This window comes from Nonomuraea sp. NPDC050202, assembly GCF_040656115.1.
GTDB lineage: Bacteria > Actinomycetota > Actinomycetes > Streptosporangiales > Streptosporangiaceae > Nonomuraea.
In genome coordinates this window covers 122,337-134,492 of the sequence record NZ_JBFALF010000025.1, presented here as the reverse complement: position 1 = coordinate 134,492, position 12,156 = coordinate 122,337, and the positions used below count along the sequence as shown (strand labels likewise).

General features: G+C 71.8%; 10 protein-coding genes. 8 read left to right on the top strand and 2 right to left on the bottom strand.

Translation table 11 applies throughout. From position 1 onward, the window contains the following. Nucleotides 1-44: 44 nt before the first annotated feature. Nucleotides 45-677, bottom strand: coding sequence for a response regulator transcription factor (locus AB0I79_RS44050; protein WP_080043096.1), 633 nt, complete (start codon nucleotides 675-677; stop codon nucleotides 45-47). Continuing rightward, entirely contained in the window at nucleotides 674-1,882 is a 1,209-nt protein-coding gene (locus AB0I79_RS44045; RefSeq protein ID WP_357886405.1) for a PspC domain-containing protein, read from the bottom strand. The genes AB0I79_RS44050 and AB0I79_RS44045 overlap by 4 nt, the downstream gene beginning before the upstream one ends. Nucleotides 1,883-1,996: 114 nt before the next feature. On the opposite strand from AB0I79_RS44045, the gene AB0I79_RS44040 reads away from it, so the two are divergent. The 8 genes from AB0I79_RS44040 to AB0I79_RS44005 all read left to right on the top strand — a co-directional run bounded on the left by AB0I79_RS44040 (nucleotide 1,997) and on the right by AB0I79_RS44005 (nucleotide 12,138). Next, the gene (locus AB0I79_RS44040; protein WP_357886403.1) at nucleotides 1,997-3,655 is read left to right on the top strand and encodes a PspC domain-containing protein; all 1,659 of its coding nucleotides are present in this window, start codon (nucleotides 1,997-1,999) and stop codon (nucleotides 3,653-3,655) included. Continuing rightward, on the top strand, nucleotides 3,645-3,848 hold the full coding sequence (locus AB0I79_RS44035; RefSeq protein WP_357886401.1) for a hypothetical protein: 204 nt from the start codon (nucleotides 3,645-3,647) through the stop codon (nucleotides 3,846-3,848). Before AB0I79_RS44040 ends, AB0I79_RS44035 begins: the two co-directional genes overlap by 11 nt. A gap of 71 nt (nucleotides 3,849-3,919) precedes the next feature. Continuing rightward, nucleotides 3,920-4,402, top strand: a complete 483-nt coding sequence (locus AB0I79_RS44030) for a (2Fe-2S)-binding protein (RefSeq protein ID WP_357886399.1) — start codon at nucleotides 3,920-3,922, stop codon at nucleotides 4,400-4,402. Continuing rightward, nucleotides 4,399-6,732 (top strand): xanthine dehydrogenase family protein molybdopterin-binding subunit, encoded by a 2,334-nt coding sequence (locus AB0I79_RS44025; protein ID WP_357886397.1) that lies wholly within the window; start codon nucleotides 4,399-4,401, stop codon nucleotides 6,730-6,732. The genes AB0I79_RS44030 and AB0I79_RS44025 overlap by 4 nt, the downstream gene beginning before the upstream one ends. Further along, complete coding sequence (locus AB0I79_RS44020) at nucleotides 6,729-7,583, top strand: xanthine dehydrogenase family protein subunit M (protein WP_357886395.1); 855 nt, start codon at nucleotides 6,729-6,731, stop codon at nucleotides 7,581-7,583. The genes AB0I79_RS44025 and AB0I79_RS44020 overlap by 4 nt, the downstream gene beginning before the upstream one ends. 76 nt (nucleotides 7,584-7,659) lie before the next feature. After that, nucleotides 7,660-8,358: an SRPBCC family protein gene (locus AB0I79_RS44015; protein ID WP_357886393.1), complete on the top strand. Its 699-nt coding sequence runs from the start codon at nucleotides 7,660-7,662 to the stop codon at nucleotides 8,356-8,358. A gap of 91 nt (nucleotides 8,359-8,449) precedes the next feature. Beyond that, nucleotides 8,450-11,083 (top strand): CDP-glycerol glycerophosphotransferase family protein, encoded by a 2,634-nt coding sequence (locus AB0I79_RS44010; RefSeq protein WP_357886391.1) that lies wholly within the window; start codon nucleotides 8,450-8,452, stop codon nucleotides 11,081-11,083. Continuing rightward, nucleotides 11,080-12,138, top strand: coding sequence for a glycosyltransferase (locus tag AB0I79_RS44005; protein ID WP_357886390.1), 1,059 nt, complete (start codon nucleotides 11,080-11,082; stop codon nucleotides 12,136-12,138). The genes AB0I79_RS44010 and AB0I79_RS44005 overlap by 4 nt, the downstream gene beginning before the upstream one ends. The last annotated feature ends 18 nt before the right edge of the window (nucleotides 12,139-12,156 follow it).

The window sequence follows — 12,156 nt, the reverse complement described above, 5'->3', positions numbered from 1 at the left end:
CAACTTTGGGCGCGCGTAACGGCGGCCGGGCAGCGCGTGAAAGCTCAGACGAGCCGGCGCGCGGTCGCCCAGCGGGACAGCTCGTGGCGGTTGGAGAGCTGCAGCTTGCGCAGCACCGACGAGACATGCGTCTCCACCGTCTTGACGGAGATGAACAGCTCCTTGGCGATCTCCTTGTACGCGTACCCCCGGGCGATCAGCCGCAGCACCTCACGCTCCCGCTGCGTCAGCGAGTCGAGCTCGGGGTCGATCGACGGCGCCTCCGACGAGGCGAACGCGTCGAGCACGAAGCCCGCCAGCCGCGGCGAGAACACCGCGTCCCCCTCGGCCACCCGGTTGATGGCGTCCGTCAGCTCCTTGCCGCTGATGTTCTTGGTCACGTAGCCGCGGGCCCCGCCCCTGATGACGCCGATGACGTCCTCGGCCGCGTCGGAGACCGACAGCGCCAGGAACCGCACCTGCGAGCCGGAGCCCAGGACCCGGCGCAGCACCTCCTGGCCGCCGCCCCCAGGCATGTGCACGTCGAGCAGGACCACGTCGGGCTGGTGCGCGGCGATGGCCTGGACCGCCGTCTCCACGTCCTCGGCCTCGCCGACGACCTCGATGGAGTCGCCCAGTTCGGCGCGCACGCCCGATCGGAACAACCGGTGGTCATCGACGATCAGTACGCGCGTCATGCCTTCTCCACCTTCATCGTCAACATCACTTCCGTGCCCTCACCGGGCTCGGTACGCACCCGGGCCGTACCTCCGTGACGTTCCATTCTCCCGATGATGGACTCCCTGATCCCCATCCTGTCGAGCGGCACCGCCTCGAGGTCGAACCCCTTGCCCCGATCCTTCACGAAAATCGTGACTTCTTCACCCTCTACCTCCGCATAAACCGAAATAGAGGGGCTCTCAGAGTATTTGGCCGCGTTCACCATCGCCTGCCTGGACGCCTTCAGCATCGCCGCCAGCTTGCCGGACGCGTCGAGCGCGATGTCGCCGACGCAGACGACCTCGATGGGCACGCCGTGCGCGTCCTCCTCCTCGGCGGCGATCCTGCGTACGGCGGCCGCCACCGTGGCGTCGGCGTCCTGCTTCGGCTGGTAGAGCCAGTTGCGCAGCTCGCGCTCCTGGGAGCGGGCCAGGCGGGAGACCTCGCGCGGGTCGTGCGCGACGCGCTGGATCAGGGTGAGCGTGTGCAGCACCGAGTCGTGCACCATGGCGGCCACCTCGGCCCGTTCCTCCTGCCTGATGCGCTCGCGCCGCTCCAGTTGCAGCTCTTTCCACAGGCCGGCCAGCCACGGCGCGGCGATGACCAGCAAGCCGCCGACCACCACGACCGTGAACAGCAGGCTGTCCCTGATCTGGGGCAGCTCGCCCTCCGCGGCCAGGAAGCCGGTCGCGCCGACCACGACCAGGATGATGCCGAGCAGCGTGCGCACGCTGTTCTTGCTGATGCTGCGCGAGGCTCCGCTCACCCAGCTGCTGCGGCGTTCGGGGTCTGCCTGCTGCCACAGGATCAGCGCGCCGATCCCGCCCACCGCGAACGGCAACATGCCGATGCCGCCCTGGTTGGCCCCGGTCAGCCAGCCGAACGAGAACAGCGCCGCCCCGATCGCGCTGAACGCGGCGAGCTGGCTCCAGTCGCGCTGCGGCGCCTGCCCCTGGTAAGGCTGGCGCGGCGTCACCATCCACAACACCGCGTACGCCACCGCGCCGGCCCCCTGGGGGACGGTGAGCAGCACGAACATCAGCCTGATCACCACCGGATCAAGCTTGAGCTGCGCCGCCAGCCCCTGGGCGACACCGCCGAGCAGGCGCCCCTCCATGGGGCGCATCATCCGGCGGTAGGGCTTGTCGCCGCTCTGCTCGGCGAGTGTCTTCTGGTCAGCCATAACATGGCCATAGTCACATGTCGGGGGCCATGCGGGCATCAGGGAACAACCCCCGGGTCGGCTCAGGGGTGTCCCGGATGCGAGCACACTACGTGTAGGTCCACGATGGTACGCATGACAGAAGCTCCGCCCAGGCAGCCGGCCTCTCCTCCCCGGGAGCTGCGACGCAGCAGCGAGGGACGCTTCCTCATGGGAGTGTGCGCGGGCCTCGGGCGGCGCACCGGCATCGACCCCGTGGTGTTCCGCGCGGGCTTCACGGTGCTCCTGCTCGGCTCCGGCATCGGGCTGTTCCTCTATCTCGCGGCGTTCCTGCTGATGAAGGAGCCGAACGGGCGGCCGGGGATCATCGAGCAGTGGACGCGGCGCGACTTCGACGCCGAGACCGTGATGGCGCTGCTGACGGCGGTGCTGGGGTTCGGGCTGGCGATCAACCTGGCGACGGTGTGGCTGGACACGGGCACGCTGGTGGTGGGGGTGTTCCTGGCCGTGTCGCTGCTGGCCGCGCACTCCAGCGGGGTGGACCTGCGGGCGCTGGCCCGGTCGATGCCCGAGCGGCTGAGCCGCCGGCCGGGCACGGAGCGGCCCGCCGCCTCCTACGAGAGCGCCGCCCCCGTACGCGCTCCCGAGCCGCCCCAGGCGACGGCGCCGCCCATGGCGGCGACCGCCGCACCCGAGCCACCGCAGGCACCCGAGCAGACGCCGGCGCCTGCCGCACCGGCGCAGCCGACCGCCTTCGTGCCCCGGGCCGAGACACCGGCGCCCGCGCAGTCCGGGCAGCCTGGGCAGTCCGGGCAGCCCGCGCGGGACCCTGACGCGGCCACGGCCGACGAGCCGGTGACGTCGGCAGGCGCGGCGGAGCTCCCCGCCGAGCAGCACGCACCCGCCCAGCAGGACGTCCCCGAAGCGGCCGTCCACAAGCAGGAGCAGCGGGAGGAGGAGCCGGTCTCCCCGTTCGCGATCACCGCGCAGCACCCGGTGCCCCCGCACGAGCCACCTCCCCCCTACCGCCCCAGCCCTCCGACCACCGTGAGTTACGGCAGCTACGGCGAGCCGTTCGCCCCGAACGGCCCCTACCAGCCGCTGGACCCGGCCAGGAGGCCAGGCGGCTACTCGCCGTACGACCCGAGCATGTACGCCCGTCCCGTCCAGAAACGGCGGCGTCCGAGGTCGGTCATCGGCCTCATCACCATCCTGCTCACATTGATCATCGGAGGGATCGTCGTGGCCGTCCAAGCAAGGTCTGCGGCGGGAGTGAGCCCGACCATCGTCGGCGGCGCCATGCTCATCACCATCGGCGCCGGCCTGCTGGTGGCCGCCTGGTGGGGCCGGGGCGCGGGGCTGGTGGCCGCGGGCACGGCGGTGACGCTGATCGTGGGCATGGGGTTGATGCTCGGCGGCATGCCGAGGAACATCGGCCCGGCCGAGTGGGCGCCGACCAGCCTCGCGGAGGTCGGCCGGGTCTTCGACGTCGGAGTGGGCGACGGCACGCTGGACCTGTCGGAGCTGGCGCTGCCACCGGGCTCGAACGTGACGGTCAACGCCGCGATCTCGGCCGGCGAGCTGGTGGTGATCGTGCCGCCGACGGCGCGGGTCGAGGTGCACGCGAGCAACAAGATCGGCGACATCGTGATCGACCAGTCGCTCAGGGGCGGCGTGGACGTGCGTACGTCCAAGGTGCTGGAGCCGGTGGTGAAGCCGAGCGGCAAGGTCCCCACCCTCGTGCTCAACCTCAAGGGCGGCCTCGGCGACATGGAGGTGCGGCGTGCCGCGTGACGTCGAGCGGCCCCGTCGCCTGCACCGGACGGACTGGATGGCCCTGCTGAGCGGCGTGCTCTTCGTCGTTCTGGGCATTTTGGTGGTGACACGCGCGATCAGGGATCCGCTGGTCCTGGTCGGGGTGATGGTGCTGGGACTGGCCTCCGCGGGGCTGGTGGCGATCGTCGCTCGGGTGGTCCGCGGTAAGTAACCCTTGACCGGGAAAAACACCGGCGTAGGTTCGGAGTGTCCGCCTTTCCCCCTGCTCCTGAGGGAGGACGTATGCCCCGAATCACCGTCACTGTCGACGGTATCCAGTACGAGGAGGACGTCGAGCCGCGGCTCCTGCTCGTCCACCTGCTACGAGAACGCCTGGGCAAGACCGGCACCCCCGTGGGTTGCGACACCAGCAACTGCGGCGCCTGCACGGTCATGCTCGACGGCAAGAGCGTCAAGAGCTGCTCGGTGCTCGCCGTCCAGGCCGACGGCTGCGACGTCGTCACCATCGAGGGCCTGGGCGCCAACGGCTCCCTGCATCCGATGCAGCAGGCCTTCCACGAAGAGCACGCGCTGCAGTGCGGCTACTGCACGCCCGGCATGGTCATGGCCGCGATAGACCTGCTCAGGGAGGACCCCGATCCGTCGGAGGAGACGATCAGGCGGGGGCTGGAGGGCAACCTCTGCCGCTGCACCGGATACTGCAACATCGTGCGCGCGGTACGCAGGGGCGCGCAGGAGATGGGTCAGGCGGTGCGCACGCCATGACCACGCAAGAGGTAGGCCGGCCGCGCAAGCGGAAAGAGGACGCCAGGCTGCTGACGGGGCGCACGCAGTGGACGGACAACCTCTCGCGGCCGGGCACGCTGCACGTGATGTTCCTGCGCAGCCCGATGGCGCACGCCAGGATCACCAGGGTCGACGTGTCGGGGGCACGCGGCCTGCCGGGAGTCGTGGCGGCCTTCAGCGGCCAGGACTTCGGGGCCGAGCAGGGCAGCCTGCCGTGCGCGTGGCCACGCAGCGGCGACACGGTCGTCCCCGACCACCCGCCGATGGCGGTCTCGGAGGTGCGCTACGTCGGCGAGGCGGTGGCCTGCGTGGTGGCCACCGACCGGTACCGCGCCGCGGACGCCCTGGAGGCGATCGAGGTCGACTACGAGCAGTTGCCCGCGGTGCTCGACATGAACGAGGCGCTCGGCGAGTCCGCCGCCAAGGTGCACGAGACGGGCAACCGGGCCTTCACCTACAGGGCGGCCTCGGGTGACCTGGAGGCCGCGTTCAGGGACGCTCCCGTGGTGATCGACCGCACGTTCGTGCAGCAGCGGCTGATCCCGAGCGCGATGGAGCCGCGGGCGGTGCTGTGCGACACCGACGGCGACTCGTTCACGATGTGGACCTCCACCCAGATCCCGCACATCCTGCGCACCATGCTGGCGCTGGTGACCGGCGTGGCCGAGCACAAGCTCCGCGTGGTCGCGCCCGACGTGGGCGGCGGGTTCGGCTCGAAGCTGCAGGTCACCGCCGAGGAGGTGCTGTGCCTGCTGCTGGCGCGCAGGCTGGGCAGGCCGGTGAAGTGGGTGGAGTCGCGCTCGGAGGGCAACCTGACGGTGCACCACGGCCGTGACCAGATCCAGCACCTGCGGCTGGCGGCCGACGCCGACGGGCGCGTCCGCGGGCTCCAGGTGGAGCTGCTGGCCGACATGGGCGCCTACCTGGTGCTGCTGACGCCGGCGGTCCCGCTGCTCGGGGCGCAGATGTTCAACGCCATCTACAAGATGGACGCCTACGAGTTCGCCTGCACGGGCGTGTTCACCACGAAGATGCCGACGGACGCCTACCGCGGCGCGGGACGGCCCGAGGCCACGTTCGGCATCGAGCGGATGATGGACGAGCTGGCCGCCGAGCTGCGGATGGACCCGCTGGAGGTGCGGCGGCGCAACTGGATCAGGCACGAGGAGTTCCCCTACACCACGATCTCCGGCCTGACCTACGACTCGGGCAACTACGAGGCGGCGACGGACCGCGCGATGGCCCTGTTCGGCTACGACAAGCTGCGCGCGGAGCAGAACGACCGGCGTGACAGGGGCGACCCCGTCCAGCTCGGGATCGGCGTCAGCACGTACACGGAGATGTGCGGGCTGGGCCCGTCCAGGTGGTTCGGCAGCGAGAACGCCGGAGCGGGCGGCTGGGAGCACGGCTCGGTGCGGCTGCTGCCCACGGGCAAGGTGGAGGTCGTCACCGGCAGCTCGCCGCACGGGCAGGGCCACGTGACGGCGTGGAGCCAGATCGTGGCCGACGCGCTCGGCGTGCCGTTCGAGGACGTCACGGTGCTGCACGGCGACACGGCGATCTCGCCCAAGGGCCTGGACACCTACGGCTCGCGCTCGCTGGCCATCGGCGGCATCGCGGTCCTCAAGGCGTGTGACAAGGTCAGGGACAAGGCCCGCAAGCTGGCCGCGCACGTGCTCGAGTGCTCGCCGGAGGACCTGGAGTTCGAGGCGGGCGCGTTCACGGTGCGGGGCACCGGCTCGCGGAAGACCATCCAGGAGCTGGCGCTGGCCGCGTTCGCGGGCCACGACCTGCCCGACGGGGTGGAGGCGAGGCTGGACTCCGACGTCACGTTCGACCCGGAGAACTTCTCCTTCCCGCACGGCACCCACCTGTGCGCCGTGGAGGTGGACACCGAGACGGGCATGGTGAAGATCCGCTCGTACGTGGCGGTGGACGACGTCGGCAAGGTCGTCAACCCGCTGATCGTGGACGGCCAGCTGCACGGCGGCATCGCGCAGGGCATCGCGCAGGCGTTGTTCGAGGAGGCCGTGTACGACGCCGACGGCAACCTGCTGACCACCACGATGGCCGACTACCTGCTCCCGTCGGCCGCCGACCTGCCGGACTTCGCCCTCGACAGGACCGAGTCCCCGGCGACCAGCAACCCGCTGGGCGTCAAGGGCGTGGGCGAGGCGGGCACGATCGCCTCGACCCCGGCCGTGGTGAACGCGATCGTGGACGCCCTGCGCCCGCGCGGCGTCAACGACGTCCGGATGCCGTGCACGCCGGAGCGCGTCTGGCGAGCCCTGGAAGGAGTCAGGCAATGATCCCCGCACAGTTCGACTACGTCCGGCCGGGCTCGCTGACCGAGGCGTGCCGGGAGCTGGGCTCGGACGAGGACGCCAAGGTCCTGGCGGGCGGGCAGTCGCTGCTGCCGTTCCTGCGGCTGCGGCTGGCCTACCCGTCGAAGCTGGTGGACATCGGCCGGCTGGCCGGCCTGAGGGGCGTGCACGACCGCGGCGACCACGTCTACATCGGCGCGATGACCACGCACGACGAGGTCATGCGCTCCCCCGTGGTGACGGCGGGCTGCCCGCTGGTGGCGCTGGCCGCGGCGCACGTGGCCGATCCGGCGATCCGGCACCGGGGCACGTTCGGCGGCTCGCTGGCGCACGCGGACCCGGCCGGTGACCTGCCGGCCGTGGTGCTGGCGCTGGACGGGGTGTTCGTGGCGGCCTCGGCGGACGGCGAGCGGGAGATCCCGGCGGCGGAGTTCTTCGTCGACTACCTGGAGTCGTCGCTGCGGCAGGGCGAGATCCTGGCCGGGGTGCGCATCCCGAAGCTGGGCGAGGGCTGGGGCTTCCACTACGAGAAGTTCCACCGGACCGCGCAGGCGTGGGCGATCGTCGGCGTGGCGGCGGCGGTCAGGCGCTCGAACGGCTCGATCTCCGAGGCCCGGATCGGGCTGACGAACATGGGCCCGACCCCGCTGCGCGCGCGTGCCACCGAGTCGGCGCTGGAGGGCGTGGAGCTGGGCGACCAGGTGCGCCGGGCGTGCGCGGAGGCGGCGGCTGACACCTCGCCGCCGGCCGATCTGCACGCCCAGCCCGACTACCGGCGGCATCTGGCCAAGGTGCTGACCGACCGCGCGGTACGGGCGGCGGCCGGATCGCCCTGATCTGTGTCGGGGGCGCCTCTTCCGGGGCGCCCCCGAGCCGTCGTAGGGTCACTGGCATCGGAGAAGGAGCGGATCGATGGCGATGCGGTTCGAGCACGAGTTCACTGTTCCCGTACCGATCGAGCAGGCCTGGGCCGTGTTGCTCGACGTCGAGCGGGTCGCGCCGTGCCTGCCCGGGGCGACGCTGGACGTCTTCGAGGGTGACGAGTTCACCGGCAGGATGAAGGTCAAGGTCGGCCCGATCACGGTCACCTATCGCGGCTCGGCCCGATTCGAGGACGTGGACAAGGACTCCTACTCGCTCACCATCCAGGCGTCGGGCAAGGAGGCCCGGGGCTCGGGCACGGCCTCCGCCACGGTCAGGGCGCGCATGGAGCCGCGCGAGGAGGCCACGCTGGTGACGGTGGAGACGTCGTTCAACGTGACCGGAAGGCCCGCCCAGTTCGGGCGGGGCGTGATGGCCGAGGTCGGCGGCAGGCTCATCGAGAAGTTCGCGGGGAACCTGGCCGACCTGCTCTCGGAGCCCATGGTCGAGCCGGCGGCGCCCGCCCAGGACAAGCAGGACAAGCAGGAGGAGGAGCGGCATCTCAGCGCGGTGCCGGAGCAGGACGCCAGGCCGGCGGGCACGCTGCGCACCTCACGCTCGCCCGACGAGGAGGCGCTCGACCTGCTGGAGATCGCGGGGCAGCCGCTGCTGAAGCGGCTGGCGCCCGTCGCGGGCGGGCTCGCTCTGCTACTTGTCCTTATTTGGGTCATACGTCGGCTTATGCGCTGATTTTCAGCAAATACTCCCTAAAGTCCGGACGGTTCCCCTGCCCTGGGGGAAGTGTCACTCCCGCTGGGGAACTAGGGGGAGGACTTCCGGGATGCCCGACTGCACCGTTGTCGTCATCACCTACAACGACGCGGACCGCCTGCCCAGGGCCGTGCGTTCCGTGCTCCGGCAGTCGCTGCGCGACCTGGAGGTGATCATCTCCGACGACGCCAGCACCGACGGCACGCCGGCAGTGGCACGCCGGCTCGCGCGGGCCGACCCGCGCGTGCGGTACCTGCGCAGGCCGGTCAACAGCGGCGGCTGCGGGGCGCCGCGCAACGACGGGATCGACGCGGCCGCCGCGCCGTACGTGATGTTCCTGGACAGCGACGACGAGCTGCCCAGGCACGCGTGCAAGAGCCTGCTCACCGAGATCGAGCGAACCGGGGCCGACTTCGTCTCGGGACAGATCTCCCGGCTGTTCGAGCCGAGCGGGCGGCTGCGGCCGTACTACCCGTCGCTGTTCGAGCGGCGGCGGGTGGTGGAGGGCATCAGGCAGGAGCCCGAGCTGTTCCTCGACTGCTTCAGCACCAACAAGCTCTACAGCGTGGACTTCCTGCGCAGGCACGCGCTGCGCTTCCCCGAGGACATCCACTACGAGGACCACGTCTTCGCCGCCGAGCTGTACGCGGTCGCGCGCAGGTTCGCGGTCGTGCCGTGGACGGTCTACCACTGGCACCGGGCCGCCACGAACGACTCGATCTCGCTGAGCATCGACGACCTGGCGAACGTGCGGCAGCGGGTGATCGCGGCCCGCCTGAGCGACGACCTCCTGCGCGACCACGGGGCCGCGGACCTGGTGCCGCACAGGCAGTACCGGTTCCTCCGCCAGGACCTGCGGGTCTACCTCAACCCGCTGCCGCTGCGGGACGCGGTGTGGGTCAAGGAGTTCGCCGCGATCGTGCGGCCGTACCTGGAGGAGATCCCCGGCGAGGTGTTCGAGCGCGTCGACCCGCTGGACCGGGTCTGCTGCCAGCTCATCCTGGACGACCGGACCGAGGACCTGCGGGTCGCGGCGAGCTCGCTGACCGGACCGCGGGCCGCGCCCCGGGCGGCCGTGCAGCTCGACGGGCGCACGTACTGGGGCACGTCGGTCTCGCCCCGCCTGGACATCACCGCCCTGCGGCTGGCCGAGCTGCCCTTCAGCGCCTCCAGACTGCGGCACGAGGTCGCGGCCCTGTCCTCGGACGGCGAGCGGGTGCGGATGACCGTGCGCACGTACGACCCGTTCGGCGCGCTGCCGGTGGACTGGACGGCGTTCCTGCAGCTCGGCAGGGAACGCGTGCCGATCTCGCCGGCGCCGTCGGGCGAGGGCGGGTACGTCAGCGACGTCACGTTCACGCCCAAGGGCAGGTGCGACCCGCGCATCGGCTTCACCAGGACCTCCGACGGGCACACCACGACCGACCGGATCATCGCCGACCCGCGCACCGAGCCGATCGAGCTGCCCGGGTGCACGCTCAGGGTCGAGGGGTACGCCGCGTACCTGTGCGTGCGGCCCGACCCCGCCCCCCGGTCGTTGTGGCGGCGGGTCAGGCGCCGGCTGATCAAGCGGGTCAGCACGCCCGCGAACAAGCTCCGCGCGTACAAGGTGCTGATCAGGGTGCTGCCGCGGCGCCGGAACCTGGCGCTGTTCGAGTCGGACGTCGGCAAGGGGTACAGCGGCAGCCCCCGCGCCATCTACGAGGAGATCCGGCGGCGCGGGCTGCCGATCGAGGCCGTCTGGTCGGTGGCCAGGGGGCGCGGGAACTTCCCCCCCGACGCGCGGCTCGTGCGCCGGGGCAGCTGGCGCTACGTCTACACCATGGCCAGGGCCGGGATCTGGGTCGACAGCCACGGCTTCCCGCTGGACTACCCCAAGCCCCGCGGCACCCGCTACCTGCAGACCTGGCACGGGCAGGGCATCAAGTCGATCGGGTTCGACGCGCCGGACCTGCGCGGCGACTTCGACGGGCCGCGCGCGCGGTGGCGGGCCGCCGTGGCGCGGTGGGACGCGCTGGTGTCGCCGAGCGCGGAGTTCTCCCGGGTGTTCCTGCCGTCGAACGGGTACTCGGGCAAGGTGTACCGGTGCGGGACGCCGCGGTGCGACGCGCTCGTCCAGGCCCGGCAGTCGGACGACGTGCGGCGGCGGCTGGAGGTGCCGCCCGGGCGGCAGGTCCTGCTCTACGCGCCCACCTACCGGGACCGGGCGAAGAACAGCGGCAAGTCCGTACGGGTGGATCTGGAGCTGCTGGCCGAGGAGCTGGCCGACGAGTGGGTGGTCGTCCTGCGCACGCATCCGGTCGAGCGGTACAGCCCGCCCGAGCACCTGCGGCACTTCGTCCGCGACGCCGGGTCCTACCCCGAGATCAACGAGCTGATGCTGGCCTCGGACGCGCTGCTGACCGACTACTCCTCCGTCATGTGCGACTACGCGCTGACGGGCAAGCCGATGGTCTTCTTCATCGACGACTGGGACGACTACCGGCTCTCGGAACGCGGCGTCTACCACGACCTGCCGGCCATCGCGCCGGGCCCGTGCCTGACGACGACCGAGGACCTGGTGGCGGTGCTGCGCGCGCTGCCCGCCGTGCGCGAGGCGTACGCCGAGCGGTACGCGGCCTTCCGCGACCTGTGGTGCGCCGACGAGCGCGGGGACGCGGCGGCCAGGATCGTCTCCGACTTCTTCGGGGAGGCCGTGCGATGACCGTCGTGTTCACCTGCCTGGACGCCGACACGCTCGGCGGCATCCAGCAGGTCACCCACACCCTCGCCCAGGGGCTGGCGCGGCGCGGTCACGAGGTGCACGTGATCGGGCTGCAGCGGGCCGCCGCGCCGTTCCGGTACGTGGACCGGCCGCTCTACCACCATCACGTGATCAGCAGCCGGCCGGTGGCGGGCGGCCTGGCGCGCAGGCGGGCCGACCGGCGGCTCAAGGCGCTGCTCGGGGAGATCGGGCCCGGCTACGCGGTCATGACCTCGCCGTCCGTGGTGGCCAGGGCCGCGCGGCTGCTGCCGGGCTCGCTGCGGCCGATCGGGCAGTACCACGGGTCGTACGACCACGCCCGCGACTGCTGGCACCTGGCCTCGATCAGGCGCCACTACCCGGGGCTCGACCAGGCGGTCTTCCTGAGCGAGGACGACGCCCGGCTGTTCTCGGAGCACGCGCTGCTGCCCAACGCCAGCGCGCTGCCGAACCCGCTGGCGGCCTGGCCCGAGGAGATGTCCGTGCTGGAGTCGCCGCGGGTGCTGGGGGTGGGGCGGCTGGAGGGCGTCAAGCGCTTCGACCGGCTGATCACCGCGTTCGCCCGGTCGGGCGCGCCCGAGCCGTGGGAGCTGCACCTCATCGGGGACGGCGGGGAGCTCGACCGGCTACGCGCGCACGCCCGCGCGGAGGGGGTGGAGGACCGGGTGGTGTTCAGGGGGCGGGTGCCTGCCGCCGCCATGCCCGCCGAGTACCTGCGCGCTTCCGTGCTGGGGCTGACCAGCGAGTACGAGGGGTTGCCCGTGGTGCTGCTGGAGTCGGCGGCGCACGGGCTGCCCGCCGTGGCCTTCGACGTGTCGGGGGGCGTGCGGTCGGCCGGGCCCGTGCTGGTGCCGCCGGGGGACGTGGACGCGTTCGCGGTGGAGCTGGGGCGGCTGGTGGACGACGAGGAGGAGCGGCGCCGACTGGGCGCCGACGCCCGCGCCCGCGTCGAGGCCTTCCGCCTGGAACACGTGCTGGACCGCTGGGAGTCGCTGTTCGCGCACATCGAACGCTGACTCCCAGCGCCGGCGTTC